This is a genomic window from Halomonas sp. ISL-56, from assembly GCF_018612805.1.
Taxonomy (GTDB): domain Bacteria; phylum Pseudomonadota; class Gammaproteobacteria; order Pseudomonadales; family Halomonadaceae; genus Vreelandella.
The window spans coordinates 1-16,759 of record NZ_JAGGRO010000004.1 but is presented as its reverse complement, the minus strand read 5'-3'; the positions used below and the strand labels follow the sequence as shown (position 1 = coordinate 16,759).

Sequence of the window (16,759 nt, the reverse complement as noted above, 5' to 3'; positions counted from 1 at the left end):
TTCTTACCCAGTAATACTGCAGACGCTGTGCCACCTATTTAATACATTATAAATTTCAGAAGGTTGGCGTTTTTTTGGACGCGGTGGAACTTTGCAGCACAGAAAGTGTTACCTCTTCTGCGTCCGTTTGTGCGCGGCTTTGTGTGGGAAGGTAACAGTGTCAGGGTGGCGGAGAGTGGGATATTTCTTATTTAAATCAGTGTATTAGACAATGGTCGTAGAGGTCGCCGTGGGGCCGGGTCAGCCGGGCGCGCCCAGGCGCTTAGCCTGGGCGCCGGGCAGTCTTTTTGCGTGGTATGCCAAGTCGTTGGCGGCGTTCCCACAGATTTTTACGGCTAATACCCAATTTTTGAGCCAGTTCGGTTTCACTCATTTGATCTTGGTGCTCAAGCACAAAATGTTGAAAGTAGTCCTCTAAGGAAAGGTCGTCTTCATTGTCTTCAGCGGCATTATCCGCACTGCCAGAGGTGGCGGGAGTGTTCGCTGAGGGTGCATGAGGACGAGCGGTAATGGGTGCTAGACCTAAATCGTCCGGGTGGATGAGATGTCCTTCGGCAAGGATGACCCCGCGTTCCAACGCATTCTCCAACTCGCGCACGTTGCCTGGCCAAGGGTAGTCGCGCAAATCTTGACGGGCAGCACGTGATAAACGTAGACCGGGTCGTTCATGACGCTTACATGCTTTATCGAGCAGAATATCGGCGATCTCAAGCACGTCATCCTCGCGCTCGCGCAAAGGCGGCAGCTCGATCTGCATCACGTTCAGGCGATAGTAGAGATCAAGGCGGAACTCGCCGGTTTTTGACAGCGCACGCAGATCGCGATGGGTGGCTGCAATCAGCCTGACATTCACGTGGCGGGTTTCCACTGAACCAATTTTACGGATTTCGCCCTCTTGGAGCACACGTAGCAGCCGTGCTTGGGCGTCCAACGGCAGTTCGCCAATTTCATCCAAAAACAGCGTCCCGCCGTCGGCAGCTTCAACTAACCCGGTGCGCGCGGCGCTGGCGCCGGTAAAAGCGCCTTTCTCATGGCCAAACAGTTCGGATTCGATCAGTGTTTCAGGAATCGCTGCGCAGTTGACACAGATCAGCGGTGCCTTGGCGCGCTTGCTCTGCTGGTGAATAGCGCGTGCCACCAGCTCCTTACCGGTGCCCGACTCGCCAAGTACCAGCACGGTGACATCGGCGGGGGCGGTTTTACTAATACGGGTGTAGACCTGCTGCATGGCAACGCAGTTGCCGATCATGGTCTGGCGGCCACCGCCTGCGTCGGTGATATCCGGCGGTGGGATCTGCTGCATTGACTGCTTGTGCAGAATTCGCTCAACGGTTTCCAACAGCTCGGCGTGGTCGAAGGGTTTGGCAACATAGTCCACGGCGCCCTGTTTGAGCGACTCCACGGCAGAGCGCATGCTGGCGTAGCTGGTCATGATCAGCACCGGCACGGGGCTTGAAGCCGCGATCAGCATGGTGCCTGGCTCACCCGGCAGGCGCAGGTCGCTGATGATGAGGTCGAACCCTTTGAGTTCAAGCTGGCTGGCCTCCTCAGCGCTGCCTGCTTCACTGACCGCATAGTCGTGGCGTTCCAGCAGGCGCTTTAACGCGCTGCGAATAATCGCTTCATCTTCAACAATCAGAATCCTGGGCATAGGCTGGCTGATCATCCTGTTGGTAAAGCGGCAGCCATAAGGTAATGGCTGTGCCGCGAGGCTGTCCGGGCGGTGGCGAGGCCACCTCTATTTTACCTTGGTGCTCATTGATAATCTGATAAGCCAGTGAAAGGCCCAGGCCAGTGCCTTCGCCTGCTGGCTTAGTGGTGGTAAAGGGCTCAAACAGGTGGTCGCGTACCCGTGGATCGATACCCTGACCATTATCGGTTATCCGCCACCAAGCGAGCTGCTGGTGGCACCCAGCGGTTATATGAACTTCTCCCCCTTGGTCGCAGGCATCCCGGGCGTTACTCAGCAGGTTGACCATCACTTGGGTTAACCGCTGAGCATCGCCACGCACGACCAAGTCATCGGGCGTCTCATTGGTTAAGGTGACATCCTCTCCCGAGCGGGCGAGGTGGATCAAGTGCAGTGCATCTTCACTAATCGATGCAAGCGCCACGGGCGAGGCCGGTAGCGGCACCGTTTGGCGGCCTCCGTGGGCAAAGCCGACCAATGAATTGACGATTTTAGTCACCCGCTGGGTCAACTGCTGGATCTGATCGGCGGTTTCCAGCAGCACAGGGTCGTTGGTGTCGTAACGAAGATTTTGTGCCAGCGATGAGATGCCAGTAATTGGATTGCCAATTTCATGAGCAACACCAGCGGCCAACTGGCCGATGGAGGCGAGACGCGCCGCATGCACCAGTTCGTCTTCCAGCCACTTCATTTCGGTATGGTCTTCAATCAGAATTACGCTGCCGCCACGGCTGTCGTGGCCGCTGAGGATCGCTTTGTGCAGGGTCAGAAAGTAATCCTTGCCATGCAGCGTCACCGCTTGCTTGTAGAGCGGGCCTGGCGTCGCGTCTAACACGCTGCCCAGCAGGCTAGGCCAGGGAGCTGGCAGGCTATCGCGGCGCGAGCCGATCACGCTTTCACCGCTAATCCCCGAGAGCTGCGAGAGCGCCTGATTCCACATCAGCAATTCATCGTCATCGCCTAGCACGCATAGGCCCACGGGCAAATAGGCCAGGGTTTGGCGGTGGTGGCGGCGCAAGCCGTCGAGTTCCCGGGCTAGCCCCGTTAACCGCGAACGGTAGGCTTCCAGGCGACTTTCAACAAAGTGAATATCGTCGGTTTCCGGGGCGTCGTCGTGGCGGTAGGGCAGGTAGCGATCCACGATATCCCGCGCTACCGAAGGCCCCATTAAACCCGAGAGATTGGCTTGAATGCGGTCGCGCAGGCGGCGCAATGCGTAGGGGCGGCGCTCCTGGGGCGTTAAGTTGAGCGCCTTTAAGGCGCGGGCGACTTCACGCTGAGCAGCTTCATCGCCCAGCGCTTGGGCTAAATGGTTAGAAAAATCACTCGCCGTCGCGGCTTCCAGCGGAAAACGCTTCGAGCGGATCACCGCATCTACCGAACACGCTTCCGCGGCGGACTGCTCTCCTTCAGAAATTCGCGTGAACAGCGATATCACAATCAGCAGCAGGATATTGACCGCTAACGAAAGCAGCGTGACGTTATACCAAACCGGCGCATTGGCGGGCATAAACGGGGTAAAGGGTAGCGTCGGTACGGGGAGCGACAGCATCAGCGGTAGCCATAGGCCCCACAGCCATACGCCGACACCTGCGCTCAGGCCAATAATCATGCCTTTACGGTTAGCGCCGGGCCAGTAGAGCAGCGCCAGCAGACCGGGCAGACATTGGGCCATGCCGACAAACGCGGCAAGCCCTAGGCCGATCAAGCCGTGGTGGCGCCCTACCCACTGGTAAAATAACCAGCCACCGATAATCACCGCAACGACTAAGCCGCGGCGTAGCCATAGCAGCCAGCCGTAGAGGTCACTGCGCGCCTCGGGGGGCCTCGCTACCAGTACAATATGGTTCAACACCATGCCGGAAAGGGCTAGCGCAATCATAATCATGGTGCCGCTGGCGGCGGCCAATCCGCCGATAAACGCCAGCGCCCCCACCCACCAGTGCTCGGTCATCAGGTAGGCGGCATAAGCGGCGATGGGGATGTCGGGATTAACCGACTGAGCGGCCCACCAGATCAGCGGCACCGGCAGCGCCATTAAGAGTAGAAACAGCGGCAGTGCCCAACTGGCTTGTAGCAGGGTATGTCGTGACAGGCTTTCGGCAAAGCTAATATGGAAGAGGTGCGGCATCATAAAGGCTGCAGCAAAAAACAGTAGCAGCAGGGTTCGCCACTGCGCTGGGTCAAGCTTGGGTGTTTGCTGCTGGAGGATAGCGCCGGGGCCTTCTAGCCACAGCTGTAGATCGCCAGGGCCGTCAAACACCATCCATAGAGCTACAGCACCCAGCCCCAGCATGGCCAATAGCTTAACGATGGATTCAAATGCGATAGCACTCAGCAGGGTGTCGTGGCGGCCATGAGCCTGACTGTGGCGGGCGCCGAAAATCACTGCAAAGGCGGCAATAACGGCACAAAAGAGCAGCGCAATGCTGCCTCCCGCTTGGCTGACGGTGAGTATGTCGATAGCTTCGCTGAGGGTTTGGACTTGAATGCCGAGCAGTGGCAGCACCGCCAGTAGACTAACCATGGTGACTAGCGTACCCGCCCACCGCGAGCGAAAGCGAAAGGCAAATAGATCCGCAAGCGAAGTTAACTGATAGGTGCGGGTAATGCGTTGGATCGGCACCAGCAGAACCGGGGCGAGCAAGAACGCCCCCGCTGCGCCCAGGTAGTAAGCCAGGTAGCCAAACCCGGCGTGGGCAGCCATTTCCACGCTGCCGTAAATCGCCCAGGCGCTGGCGTAAACGCCCAGTGCAAGGGTGTAAACAATCGGGTGGCGGGTAATGTGCACCGGTACCCAGCCGCGCTCTACCGCAAAACCACAGCCAAACAGTAGCGCCAAGTAGCCTAGTCCCAGCAGCAGGACGCCGACTATCTCAACGGACATCTCAACGTTCATCAAGCTTCCTCTTCTGCTCTAACCAGAGGGTTAGCGCAATCAAGCCACCCCAAATCGCAAACGGCCGATACCAGGCGGCGTCAGGATCGCTCCAGCCATTCATCAGCAGCGGAGAGAGCAGGTAACCGCCAAACACCAAAAACAGCATGATGCGATAGACGTACATATCAATCTCCTGGTGGATGTAAGAGGGGTGTTAACCGGTGTGGTGTTGGGCTTAGCCGTGCCAGTGACCAGTTCGCTACTGCCCAGTGTAGCTGAGTCGCCGGTGGCTCTGTTGCAAGGTCTTGGGGGGGCGATTGATCTAGTGCTTCCAAGGCCTGATAGAGCTGCTGGCGTACACCGTGGTCATCTTCCGCCAGGGCGGGGGCGAGGTTCTGCTTCGAGAGTTTCTGGCCTTCAGCGGTAACGATGAGCGGCAAGTGTAAATAGTGCGGTTGCGCTAGCCCAAGCGCGCTCTGCAGTTGGCGCTGCCAGGGGGTGTTGTCGAGCAGGTCGAGCCCGCGTACTACATCGCTAATCTGCTGTTCGGCATCGTCTACTACCACAGCGAGCTGGTACGCCCATAGGCCATCTTTACGCTTTAATACCACATCGCCCAGTTCAGCGGGGTCAAACTGCTGCTCGCCGAATAGCCGGTCTTGCCAGCGGATAGGGCGTTCTCCACGGTCGCTGCGCAGCCGCCAAGCCAGCGGTTTATTCGCATCGCAAACGTCATCGCGGCACCAGCCGGGGTAGATATCAAACGCCTGCCACTGCTTACGGGAACAGCTGCACGGGTAAGCAAGGCCTAGCTGAATAAGCTGGTCTAAGGCGTGCTGGTAAGCATCATTGCGGGTGTGCTGCCACATAACCGCTTCGTCCCACTCCAGGCCGAAGGTTTCCAGTTGGTGCAGGATAGTACTCGCCGCCCCTTCAGGGCAGCGGGGTGGGTCGATATCTTCAATGCGTACCAGCCACTGCCCATCGGCCGCGCGGGCATCTAAATAGCTGCCGAGTGCGGCAACCAGCGAGCCAAAGTGCAGCGGGCCTGAGGGCGTAGGGGCAAAGCGACCACGGTAGTGAGCAGGTTCATTCATAGGGGCATCGGGCAAGTAAGTGCCTATTCGTTAACAAAAACGGGCACCCTAAGGTGCCCGCGTTCCATTAGAACGTGCGTTTAGCGCTCAGCCGCCCAGCTGTTTCTCTTTGAGTTCCGCCAGGGTTTTGCAATCCACGCAGAGGGTGGCGGTGGGGCGAGCTTCTAAACGCCGGATGCCGATTTCAACGCCGCAGGCTTCGCAGAAGCCGTAATCGTCGTCGTCAATGTTATCCAACGTCTCGTTAATTTTCTTGAGCAGCTTACGCTCACGATCCCGGGTGCGCAGTTCCAGGCTAAAGCCCTCTTCCTGGGTAGCACGATCGGCGGGGTCGGCGTAGTTGTTCGCATCTTCCTGCAGGTGGCGTACGGTACGATCCACCTCTTCCATGAGATCCTGTTTCCAATCCAACAGCAGCTGCCGGAAGTGCGCTAACTGCTGCTCGTTCATATACTCTTCACCCGGCGCTGGCTCATACGGGGTGAAGGACTTGGACGCTTCCGGTTTCTTTTCTGCTACTGGCATGGGACTGCCCCTTACATATGTGACTACTGATCGACCATGAGCAACTGTCACGATCTCACGCCAAAGGGATGCTTGTTTAGCTGAAAATTGGCTGGGTTGCAAGCATAATGGTGCCTTTTCGATGATGGTCTTGCCTCGAATATGACTAGGGCCATGTTTTAGTTAACTTTTAATCATTTCCCAGTTTTACTGATAGCTCAGTTTCAATAATGACTAGATACAGGAGCCGTTATGGCCTGGAATTCGCGTGTCGACCACGTTGCCCCTTTTCGGGTCATGCATTTGCTGGAAATGGCCCAGGCGCGGGAAGCCGCCGGCCACGATGTGATTCATCTGGAAGTGGGCGAGCCGGATTTTGCCACCCCGGCGCCGGTTATCGCGGCCGGGCAACAGGCGCTTACTCAAGGCCATACCCGCTACACGCCCGCGGCTGGCTTGCCTGCACTGCGCGAGGCGATCGCCGGGCATTACGCGGAGCACTTTAACGCCACGGTGGATCCGGCGCGTATTTTAGTAACGCCAGGGGCCTCGGGGGCGCTGCTGCTGGCCAGTCAGCTGTTAGTCGCCAGCGGCTCGCGGGTGCTGATGGCTGACCCGAACTATCCCTGCAACCGTCACTTTATGGCCCTGGCGGGCGCTGAGATTGATGCGATCTCCGTGGGGCGTGAGAGCGGCTGGCAGCTGGATGCTGACCTGGTGGCGAAGCATTGGCGCGAGGATACCAGCCTTGCCATGCTGGCATCGCCCTCTAATCCTACCGGCCACACGTTGAGCGTTGATCAGCTCTCTGCCGTGTTAGCCGCAGTTGCCGAGCGTGAAGGCGAGGTGATCGTTGATGAGATCTATCAGGGCCTCAACTACGACGATGCGCCGCTATCGGCAACCTCGCTCTCAGCCAACGCTTTTGTGGTCAACAGCTTCTCAAAGTATTTTGGTATGACCGGCTGGCGCTTGGGCTGGCTGGTGGCGCCTGAGCATGCGGTGGAGCCGTTAACGCGACTGGCGCAGAATATGTTCCTTGCCGCGCCGACGCCTTCACAGCATGCGGCATTGGCGGCGTTCACGCCTGAATGCCGGGCAATTCTTGAACAGCGCCGCGAAACGCTCAAAGAGCGCCGTCAGGTGCTGTTGGAAGGCTTGGCGAGCCTAGGGCTGGCGCCGGATCTGCCGCCCCAGGGGGCATTTTATCTGTGGCTGGATATCTCCCGCTACAGCCATGATAGCCAAGCCTTCTGTGAACGCTTATTGCAGGAGGAGAACGTGGCGATTACCCCCGGCATTGATTTCGCCGTGCGCGGGGGCGAGCACCATGTGCGTATTGCCTTCACCAATGAGGTGGCGCGTCTGGAAGAGGCGGTGGCGCGGATTGCCCGCTTTGTGGGCAGGCTTTGATGCTGGGCGGCTATCCCGAGCTTGTGCCGGGCACGCTACTCAAACGCTACAAGCGCTTTCTGGCCGATGTGCGCTTGGACGATGGGCGCGAGGTGGTCGCCCATTGCCCCAATACCGGTTCGATGAAAGCGGTGAATGTACCAGGCTGCCGAGTGTGGCTGTCTCCCAGCGATAACCCCAAGCGTAAGCTTGCCTGGACGTGGGAGTTTATCGAGCTGCCGCAGGCGGATGGACAGGTGGCGCTTGCCTCGGTGCATACCGGCCGCGCGAATCGCATTGTGGAGGCAGCGCTGGAGGCGGGAGCGTTGGCACCCTTGGCAGGCTACGCCACGCTGCGCCGGGAGGTGAAAGTCGCCGATGCCCGGCTCGATTTTAGGCTGGACGATCCAGAGCAGGGGCGGGTGTATATCGAGGTGAAGCAGGTCACCCTCAAAGAGCAGGATGGCCACGGCTACTTCCCCGATTCGGTCAGCGTGCGTGGCACCAAGCACTTGCGTTCACTTCAGGCGCTGGCGGAGCAGGGCGAGCGAGCGGTGCTGCTGTTTTGTGTCGCCCACGAGGGCATTGCTGACGTGGCCGCCGCTGCGCATATTGACGCGACGTACGCAGCGGCTCTGGGGGAAGCTGCGGCCAGCGGTGTGGAAGTGCTGGCCTACGGTATTGAGGTGGTGCGGGAGCAGGGGCGCCCCATTGGCGTACGGTTAAACCGCAGTCTGCCGGTGCGGCACGCGAGTTTTATATAAATAGTGCCTAGCGATCAATATAAAAACGCTGAATAAAGTTGACCGTTTCGGGAGCCGCGTTGCGGTCGTAGCGAACACTTAGCTCAAAGCGCATGCCTTCATCTTCGCGCATGGTAAAAGGCGCTAGGTGGTAGGTGGCATCGCCGTCATGCACAGTGCGAAAGCTGAGCGACTCTTGAACGCCGGTTAAGCCGCTAACGTGGCCTTGCACGCTGGCGTTAACCGGACGGGTGCTGCCATCGTCCTGGCGCTCGCGAACACTCACATTGACCAAGCCGCGGGTAGCGCTGCGTTGAAGATTGTTCGCTTGAGCCACCTCCGGGGTTAAAAAGCTGCTGTTCACTGCGCTGTAGTGAATCTCGTAATCACCTACGCTGACAAACTGCTCCGCGTAGGCAGCCGTTGTGGCGAAAGTAGTGGCGAAGAGCATGCCGATAAGGGCGGCACTCATCATTAGGCGGCGTAGCATGGTCGTACCTCCTGATTAGCGTAAAGCTTAGCGGCGGCGAACGCGGAAAATGGCAATCTCACCAAACAGATTGGGCCATAGCCGCGATTTCCAGTGACCTTGATGATCCCCCACGCCTACCGCGCGATCAACAATCATCAAGCCCTTCTCACGGCATAGGTGCTCAAAGTCGTTGAACGTCGAGAGGTGGATGTTGGGGGTGTCGTACCAGGCATGGGGCAGAGATTTGGAGACCGGCATATAGCCGCGCAGACCCAAATGCACGCGGTGACGCCAGTAGGCGAAGTTGGGGAAGGTGATGATGCCCTCTTCGGCGACGCGCAGCATTTCATCAAGCATTTTGTCCGGGCGGCGAAGCGCCTGTAGCGCCTGGGTCATGATCACCTGATCGTAGCTGTTATCGCAGAAGCTGCTTAAACCGTCATCCAGGTTGTGCTCAATCACGTTGACGCTACGGGCGACGCAGGCATTGATCCCTTCATGGTCGATTTCCAGGCCATAGCCGGTCACGCCTTTATTGCGCGCTAGCGTCTCCAGCAGCTCGCCGTCGCCGCAGGCCAAGTCGAGTACGTGCGCGCCTTCGGGCACCCAGTCGTAAATCAGTTCAAGATCGGCGCGCATCATGGCGTTTCCTCCAGGCTCGCTTCATCTCTGCCCGCTTCGGCGAGATTAAGCTCGCGGGCAGCGCGGTTCATAAAAGCGCTGAAGATGGCGTCATAGCGCGGCTCGGATAGTAGGAAAGCATCGTGCCCATGGGGCGAGTCAATGTTGGCGTAGCTAACCGCTTTACCCGCGCGGGTGAGCGCATCGACCAGCTCACGGGAACGCGAGGGCGGGAAGCGCCAGTCAGTGGTAAAGCTAACAATTAAAAACGGGCACTGCGCTGGGGCCAGGGCGTTGGCTAAGTCGCCTCCCTGGGTGGCGGAAGGGTCAAAGTAGTCCAGCGCCTTGGTCATCAGCAGGTAGGTATTGGCATCAAAGGCCGTGGAGAAGGTGTCGCCCTGGTAGCGCAGGTAGGACTCCACCTGGAATTCAACGTCAAAGCCGAAGTTGAGATCATCGCTGCGCAGGTCGCGGCCAAACTTGCTGCCCATGGCGTCTTCCGACAGGTAGGTGATATGGCCCACCATGCGCGCAAGCTTAAGCCCGCGCTTGGGCACGGTGTCGTGCTCGGCGTACCAGCCGTCGAAGAACTCCGGGTCAGAGCGAATCGCCTGGCGAGCCACTTCGTTAAAGGCGATGTTTTGCGCCGAGAGCCGCGGTGTGGCGGCAATCACTACCGCGTTGGCCACCCGCTCTGGGTAAGTCATTGTCCACTGCATGACCTGCATACCGCCCAGACTGCCGCCTACTGCCGCGGCCCAGCGCTCAATCCCTAAGTGGTCGGCAAGGCGTGCTTGACTGGCCACCCAGTCGCTTACCGTGACCATGGGGAAATCAGGCCCCCACTGGCGGCCGGTGTCAGGGTTGTGGCTGACTGGCCCGGTGCTGCCGTGGCAGCCACCCAGGTTGTTCAGCGAAACCACAAAAAAGCGATTAGTGTCGATCGCTTTGCCGGGGCCGATATGGGCATCCCACCAGCCAGGCTTACGATCTTCTTCGCTGTGGTAGCCTGCCGCGTGGTGATGGCCGGAAAGCGCGTGGCAAATCAGCACTGCGTTGCTGCGCTCAGCGTTCAGCGTGCCGTAGGTTTCGTAAATCAGCTCGTAGGCAGGTAGCACTTTGCCGCAGGCAAGGGCGAGTGGCGTGTCGAAGCGGGCTACGTGCGGGGTAACCAAGCCGACGGAACCCGCCGGCCGGTCTGCAAACGCAAGCGTATCTGAATCAGGCATTGAAGGCGCGAGTCCTGCTAAAAAGTGCAACTAAATGAATCTTGCTAGGTAGCTTTTGACGGCCATTATCACAACCCGACCAGCGCGCCGGAAATGCCCGCCGCACGAATCATGGAGCCGACCACCAGGCCGTCGATCAGATTAATGGCGATAAACACCACGATCGGCGAAAGATCGATCATACCCAGCGACGGAATCACTTTGCGCACTGGGGCCATAATCGGTTCTACCAACTGCATCACCAGCAGCGCGCCTGGGTGGCTGGCGTTAGGCGCTACCCAGCTTAAAATAATCATCACGATCATGGCGAAGAAGTAGATTTTTAAAATCGCATTCGCCAACGCCGCTACACCCGCGATGAGCAGGCCAGGAATGGGCGGCATGCCCACACCGATGACCATAAAGATGGCGATGATACTGACCACTTTCAACACAAAGCCTGCCGCTAAAGTAGCGAGGTCGAAGCGGCCAGCCACAGGGCCTAAAAAGCTTTGGAACAGGCCTACCACCGGCTGGGTAATCTTCACCACCGATTGGCTTAACGGATTGTAGTAATCCGCCCGCGAGGCCTGCAGTAGAAAGCGCAGCATGAGTAAAAACAAATAAATATTGATCAGGGTGTTGACCAGCATCAACCCTGCACTGCCCAGTTCGTTGCCCATTATAGAGTCTCCTTGATGATCCGTAGCTTAACGGCGGCGCTCGCCGAATGGCTGTCATTAGCGGCCGCTTAATTCCTTGGCCATTGCCTGGGCACGGTCAGCGCAGGCCTGCATAGCGTCGGCAATGGTGGTGCGCAATTGTGCCTCTTCCATATGTTGAATGGCACGCTCGGTGGTGCCGCCCGGCGACATCACGTTCTGTTTCAATGTGGCGGGATCTTTATCACTTTGCTGCGCCATAGTGGCGGCACCCAGCGCGGTTTGAATCGCCAGGCGGCGCGCCGTGGCGGCAGGTAGGCCGAGCTTAACTGCCGCTTCTTCCATGGCCTCAAACATTAAAAAGAAGTAGGCCGGGGCACTGCCGGAAACGGCGGTCACTGCATCTAACAGGGCTTCCTCTTCCACCCATTCGACAATGCCGACCGCTTCCATCAACTGGGTGGCCACGTCGCGCTGGGCGCCGCTGACCTTGGCATTGGCGTAGAGGCCGCTGGCGCCGTAACCGACCAGCGAAGGCGTATTAGGCATGCAGCGCACCATGGCGTTTTGACCACCTAGCCACTGGTCGATAGTGTCAGCATCCAGGCCTGCCGCAATCGAGATCACCAACGGCTGCTGGCACTGAACGCTATCGTGCAGGGCTTCGCATACGCCGCGCATGATTTGCGGCTTCACCGCGAGCACCACCACGTCGGCCTCAGCCACCGCCGCGTTGTTGTCGGTGTCGGTATTAATGCCTAAGCGCTGTTTAATCGCTGCCAGTTCGCTGTCGTTTGGCGCGGTGGCGGTAATCGTCGAGGGTTCAACGCCGCTGCTGATCAGGCCGCCGATAATGGCGCTGGCCATATTGCCGGCCCCAATGAAAGTAATCTTGTTCGCCATGATAGGTGTCCCTTTAGTAAACGTTGGCTCAGTAATGTATGGGCTGCAGCATAGCGTTATTTGTCTATGCCGTCTGGCGGGCGCCGAAAATTGCGGTACCTAAGCGCACCAGCGTGGCGCCTTCGAGTATCGCCGCTTCCAAGTCGTCGCTCATGCCCATCGAGAGCGTATCAAGCGGCGCTTCGGGGAGGGCGTTTTGCAGCGCATTAAACGCCTTGCGCAGGGCGGCTAATGGCTGGCGCTGCGCCTCCACACCTTCTGCCGGGGCGGGTATCGCCATTAAACCGCGCAGGCGCAGGTTAGGCAGTGTGGCAACTTCCCTGGCCAATATCTCCAGCTCCTCGGGCGGCACACCCGCTTTGCTCTCTTCGCGGCTGATATTAACCTGCAGGCAGATATTCAGTGGGGCAAGGTGCGTTGGGCGCTGTTCGCTTAGCCGCTTGGCAATTTTTAGCCGATCAACGCTGTGCACCCAGTCAAAGTGTTCGGCCGCAGAGCGGGTCTTGTTGGACTGCAGCGGCCCGATGAAATGCCATACAATGCCATCAAGATCAGCGAGCTCAGTCTGCTTATTCAGCGCTTCTTGCAGATAGTTTTCACCGAATTCACGCTGCCCCAGCAGCCAAGCTTGGCGAATCATCGCCGCCGGTTTGGTTTTGCTGACTGCCAGTAGCTGGGCTGCATCCTGAGAGCGCCCCGCACTTGTTAAGGCGTTACGCAGGCGTTCACGCGCCTGATCATAGGAACTGGCGAGTGACTCGTTAAGCGCGATGTCTGTCATACTCAAGCACCTTACCGCAGCGGGGAAGAGAGATGGATATTACCGAACTGCTAGCATTCTCGGCAAAGCAGAATGCCTCTGACTTGCACCTTTCGGCGGGTTTGCCGCCCATGATACGTGTTGATGGCGACATTCGTCGGCTCAATGTGCCCGCTATCGATAATAACGATGTGCGCAAATTGATCTACGCCATCATGAATGATCGTCAGCGGCGCGACTACGAAGAGCGTCTGGAAATTGATTTTTCCTTTGAACTGCCGGGGGTGGCGCGCTTTCGTGTCAACGCCTTTACCCAAGCGCGCGGCGCGGGGGCGGTGTTTCGTACCATTCCCAATCAAGTGCTCTCCATGCAAGCCTTGGGGCTTGGTGAGGTGTTCGAACGCTTAGCAATGCTGCCGCGTGGTCTGGTGCTGGTGACTGGGCCAACGGGTTCAGGCAAGAGCACCACGCTCGCGGCGATGATCGACTATATTAACGACCATCGATATGAGCACATTCTCACCATTGAAGATCCTGTTGAGTTTGTTCACGCGAGCAAGCGCTGCTTGATTAACCAGCGCGAAGTGCACCGCGATACCCATAGTTTTGCCGACGCGTTACGTAGCGCCCTGCGCGAAGACCCAGATGTGATTCTTGTTGGCGAGCTGCGTGACTTGGAGACCATTCGTCTAGCGCTGACCGCGGCTGAAACCGGTCATCTGGTGCTGGGAACGCTGCACACCACTTCAGCGGCGAAAACAGTGGATCGGATTATTGATGTGTTTCCCGGCGAAGAAAAAGCCATGGTGCGCTCAATGCTGTCGGAATCACTCCAGGCGGTGGTGTCGCAGACGCTGCTAAAGCGTGAGAGTGGTGGCCGGGTAGCGGCGCACGAAGTACTGATTGCGACCTCGGCGGTACGTAACTTGATTCGTGAGGACAAAGTGGCGCAGATGTACTCGGCCATTCAAACCGGCGGCAGTTTGGGTATGCAAACCCTCGATGCTGCGCTCACCCAGCTAGTCAAAGAGGGCACAGTGAGTTTAGAAGAGGCGCAGCTAAGTGCGAAGGGCACGCTGGCGCTTTAAGGATGAGTAATCCTTAAAGCGCCATATACGGTAAAAGGTTCTTCTTTTAGCTGGCATAAATGCCGCCCAGCACCCGCGGGCCCTGTGCGCCGGTGACCGAGGGTAGGTTGCCAGGCAGGTGATGCAGGCGCTGGTGAGCTAGCCAGGCGAAAGCCCCTGCCTCAATCCAATCTTCAGGCCAGCCGTAGGCCGCGGGCGAAGTGAACGTTGCGTAGGGAATGTGACAGGCAAGGCGCTGCATTAAGTAGCTGTTGTGGGCGCCGCCGCCAGCGGTGATCAGCGTGAGGGGGCTGTCATTGATCTGCAGTTGTTCTACGCCTTGAGCAACACTGACGGCGGTGAGTTCGGCAAGCGTCGCCTGCACATCGGCAGCCGCTTCCTGGCCGCGGAGGTGTTGCCGTAGCCACTCTAGGTGGAATAACTCGCGCCCTGTGCTTCTTGGCGGCGGCTGCTGGAAAAAAGGTTCTGATAACAACCGAGCTAGCAGCCCGTCATCTATCTTTCCGCTAGCGGCCCAATCGCCATCCTGGTCAAAGCGGCCGCCCTGGTGCAAGGCAAACCAGCTATCCAATAAAACATTCGCGGGGCCGGTATCGAAACCGATCACGGGGTCGCTCGGCTGGCTAGAGAGCCAGGTGAGGTTGGCAAAGCCGCCCAAATTAAGCACCAGCTGATGCGCGTCTGCTCGACCAAATAGCGCCTGATGGAACGCCGGTGCCAGCGGTGCAGCTTGGCCTCCCGCCGCTAGGTCGCGGCGACGGAAATCGGCCACCACCGTGCAGCCGGTAAGTTCTGCCAGCAAGCTAGGGTTATCCAACTGAAGGGTATAGGCCGGGCCGCCCTCGTGGCCTTTGGGGGCGTGCTCGATAGTCTGGCCATGACTGCCTATCGCGCTGACCTGCTCTATACCCACTGAGAGCGGCGCTAATAACTGGTGCACGGCTTGGGCTTGGCATTGGCAGAATGCGTGCTCCGCGGCTGCGAGCTGCGCAAAACTTACCTGCTCTGCATGGCACAGTTTAAACAGTAGGTGATGCAGCTCATCGGGCATCGGTTCGGCGTGGGTTGCTAATAGTCGCGGTGGTAAGTCATCTTCGATAGCGATAAGCGCCGCATCAATACCGTCCAGGCTAGTGCCGGACATCAAGCCAATATAATAAAGCGGCGAAGCGGTCGGTGATTTCATAAGCAAACTCGTACAAAGCGTGGCTAATATCCAGCCAGGGCTAAAACAAGGCTAAACCAAGGCTCAACCAGGGCGAACGAGCATGGTAACATCGTCGACTATTTATCACCTGAGCCCGGTATGGGCGGTTCTTATTATAGTGGAGAGAGGCAATGAGTGAGGTGGGTCAGGCTTTAGCGCTGCTGTCGCGCGGTACGCATGAAATCCTGGTAGAGGATGAGTTAAAAAAGAAGCTTGCTTCAGGCCGCAAGCTGCGTATTAAAGCGGGTTTTGATCCCACGGCCCCCGACCTGCACTTGGGGCACAGCGTGTTGCTCACCAAAATGCGCCAGTTTCAGGACTTAGGGCATACGGTTATCTTTCTGATCGGTGACTTTACCGGTCGTATTGGTGACCCCACCGGTAAAAACGTAACGCGTAAGCCGCTCACTGAAGAGGACGTTAAAGCCAACGCCGAAACCTATAAGGAACAGGTGTTTAAAATCCTCGACCCTGAAAAAACCGAGGTGCGCTTTAACGCCGAATGGTTTGGCGAGCTCTCCGCCGCCAAAATGATTGAGCTGGCCGCCCAAAGTACCGTCGCACGCATGCTGGAACGGGACGACTTTGAAAAGCGCTACAAAGCCAATCAGTCCATTGCCATCCACGAATTTCTCTACCCGCTGGTCCAGGGCTACGACTCGGTAGCGCTTGAAGCAGATGTGGAGCTGGGCGGCACCGACCAGAAGTTCAACCTGCTAATGGGGCGCGAAATCCAAAAGCACTTCGGCCAAGAGCCCCAAGTGGTCATCACCATGCCGCTGCTGGAAGGATTAGATGGCGTGCAGAAGATGTCGAAGTCCTTGGGTAACTACATTGGTGTCGATGAAGCACCGGGTTCCATGTTCAACAAGCTGGTCTCCATGCCGGATAGCTTAATGTGGCGCTACTTTGAGCTGCTCTCTTTAAAATCCAACCAAGAGATCGAAGCGCTCAAGCAAAGCGTTGAGCAGGGCGCCAACCCGCGCGACGTCAAAATGGAGCTGGCGCGGGAACTTATCGCCCGCTACCACGGCGATGAAGCGGCGGCCAATGCGCACAAGTCAGCGGGTAACCAGCTGGCCGATGGCGAACTGCCGGAAGACCTGCCGGAAGTCACGGTCGATTTTGAAGGCAGTGAACAAGCACCCATTGCGGCCGTGCTCAATCGAGCTGAGCTTGCGAACAACAGCGCCCAGGCCAAAGATATGCTGGGTAATGGCCGGGTCAAAGTCGACGGCGACGTCGTTGCCAAAGACACCATGCTGGCGACAGGTAAGAGCTACGTTATCCAAGCGGGTAAGAAACGTTACGCCCGTGTGACGCTTATTTGAATTTTCTGTCAAAAAGCCCTTGCCAACTCGGTAGCGAATCCGTAAAGTACGCATCCGCTGCCGGGGACGCCAAGCGTTACCAGCGGTGCATGAGGTGTAAAAGCCTTGGTTTGTCAGGAGGTTAGAGCAGGCTGTATCGCTCGCTTTACTCGCTAAAGAAAACAGCGATTGACAAACATCAGGAAATGCGTAGAATACGC

16 protein-coding genes are annotated in these 16,759 nt (G+C 58.0%); 4 read left to right on the top strand and 12 right to left on the bottom strand.

Annotation, left to right across the window (positions count from 1 at the left end; all coding sequences use genetic code 11):
- Positions 1–262: 262 nt before the first annotated feature.
- The 5 genes from J7J49_RS02155 to dksA form a co-directional block, all read right to left on the bottom strand.
- The gene (locus J7J49_RS02155; RefSeq protein ID WP_064234902.1) at positions 263–1,651 is read right to left on the bottom strand and encodes a sigma-54-dependent transcriptional regulator; all 1,389 of its coding nucleotides are present in this window, start codon (positions 1,649–1,651) and stop codon (positions 263–265) included.
- Positions 1,629–4,577, bottom strand: coding sequence for an ATP-binding protein (locus tag J7J49_RS02150; protein WP_215090244.1), 2,949 nt, complete (start codon positions 4,575–4,577; stop codon positions 1,629–1,631). The genes J7J49_RS02155 and J7J49_RS02150 overlap by 23 nt, the downstream gene beginning before the upstream one ends.
- Position 4,578: 1 nt before the next feature.
- Entirely contained in the window at positions 4,579–4,755 is a 177-nt protein-coding gene (locus tag J7J49_RS02145; protein ID WP_165603383.1) for a hypothetical protein, read from the bottom strand.
- Position 4,756: 1 nt separating this feature from the next.
- On the bottom strand, positions 4,757–5,668 hold the full coding sequence (gene gluQRS, locus J7J49_RS02140) for a tRNA glutamyl-Q(34) synthetase GluQRS (protein ID WP_215089866.1): 912 nt from the start codon (positions 5,666–5,668) through the stop codon (positions 4,757–4,759).
- An 87-nt stretch (positions 5,669–5,755) separates the two neighbouring features.
- Positions 5,756–6,193: an RNA polymerase-binding protein DksA gene (gene dksA, locus J7J49_RS02135; RefSeq protein WP_007111809.1), complete on the bottom strand. Its 438-nt coding sequence runs from the start codon at positions 6,191–6,193 to the stop codon at positions 5,756–5,758.
- A 231-nt stretch (positions 6,194–6,424) separates the two neighbouring features.
- Here dksA and J7J49_RS02130 point away from each other — a divergent pair, with 231 nt between their 5' ends.
- Positions 6,425–7,585: an aminotransferase class I/II-fold pyridoxal phosphate-dependent enzyme gene (locus tag J7J49_RS02130; protein WP_215089864.1), complete on the top strand. Its 1,161-nt coding sequence runs from the start codon at positions 6,425–6,427 to the stop codon at positions 7,583–7,585.
- Entirely contained in the window at positions 7,585–8,328 is a 744-nt protein-coding gene (gene sfsA / locus J7J49_RS02125) for a DNA/RNA nuclease SfsA (RefSeq protein WP_215089862.1), read from the top strand. The genes J7J49_RS02130 and sfsA overlap by 1 nt, the downstream gene beginning before the upstream one ends.
- 7 nt (positions 8,329–8,335) lie before the next feature.
- Here the strand turns inward: sfsA and J7J49_RS02120 are convergent, their stop codons facing one another.
- The 6 genes from J7J49_RS02120 to J7J49_RS02095 all read right to left on the bottom strand — a co-directional run bounded on the left by J7J49_RS02120 (position 8,336) and on the right by J7J49_RS02095 (position 12,954).
- The gene (locus J7J49_RS02120; protein ID WP_064234898.1) at positions 8,336–8,797 is read right to left on the bottom strand and encodes a DUF4426 domain-containing protein; all 462 of its coding nucleotides are present in this window, start codon (positions 8,795–8,797) and stop codon (positions 8,336–8,338) included.
- Between the two features lie 27 nt (positions 8,798–8,824).
- The gene (gene metW / locus J7J49_RS02115; protein ID WP_215090243.1) at positions 8,825–9,418 is read right to left on the bottom strand and encodes a methionine biosynthesis protein MetW; all 594 of its coding nucleotides are present in this window, start codon (positions 9,416–9,418) and stop codon (positions 8,825–8,827) included.
- Positions 9,418–10,629, bottom strand: coding sequence for a homoserine O-succinyltransferase MetX (gene metX, locus J7J49_RS02110; protein ID WP_215089860.1), 1,212 nt, complete (start codon positions 10,627–10,629; stop codon positions 9,418–9,420). Before metX ends, metW begins: the two co-directional genes overlap by 1 nt.
- Positions 10,630–10,697: 68 nt before the next feature.
- Complete coding sequence (locus J7J49_RS02105) at positions 10,698–11,291, bottom strand: YggT family protein (RefSeq protein ID WP_215089858.1); 594 nt, start codon at positions 11,289–11,291, stop codon at positions 10,698–10,700.
- Positions 11,292–11,348: 57 nt separating this feature from the next.
- Positions 11,349–12,173 carry a pyrroline-5-carboxylate reductase gene (gene proC / locus J7J49_RS02100; protein ID WP_215089856.1) on the bottom strand — a complete coding sequence of 275 codons (825 nt, stop codon included), beginning with the start codon at positions 12,171–12,173 and terminating at the stop codon, positions 11,349–11,351.
- 64 nt (positions 12,174–12,237) lie between these two features.
- Positions 12,238–12,954, bottom strand: a complete 717-nt coding sequence (locus J7J49_RS02095; protein WP_215089854.1) for a YggS family pyridoxal phosphate-dependent enzyme — start codon at positions 12,952–12,954, stop codon at positions 12,238–12,240.
- Between the two features lie 32 nt (positions 12,955–12,986).
- Between J7J49_RS02095 and J7J49_RS02090 the strand changes: the two genes are divergently transcribed.
- Positions 12,987–14,021 carry a type IV pilus twitching motility protein PilT gene (locus J7J49_RS02090; RefSeq protein WP_215089852.1) on the top strand — a complete coding sequence of 345 codons (1,035 nt, stop codon included), beginning with the start codon at positions 12,987–12,989 and terminating at the stop codon, positions 14,019–14,021.
- Between the two features lie 46 nt (positions 14,022–14,067).
- Here J7J49_RS02090 and J7J49_RS02085 read toward each other — a convergent pair whose 3' ends face one another.
- Complete coding sequence (locus tag J7J49_RS02085) at positions 14,068–15,207, bottom strand: anhydro-N-acetylmuramic acid kinase (RefSeq protein ID WP_215089850.1); 1,140 nt, start codon at positions 15,205–15,207, stop codon at positions 14,068–14,070.
- Positions 15,208–15,359: 152 nt separating this feature from the next.
- Between J7J49_RS02085 and tyrS the strand changes: the two genes are divergently transcribed.
- On the top strand, positions 15,360–16,559 hold the full coding sequence (gene tyrS / locus J7J49_RS02080; RefSeq protein WP_215089848.1) for a tyrosine--tRNA ligase: 1,200 nt from the start codon (positions 15,360–15,362) through the stop codon (positions 16,557–16,559).
- Positions 16,560–16,759: the final 200 nt, after the last annotated feature.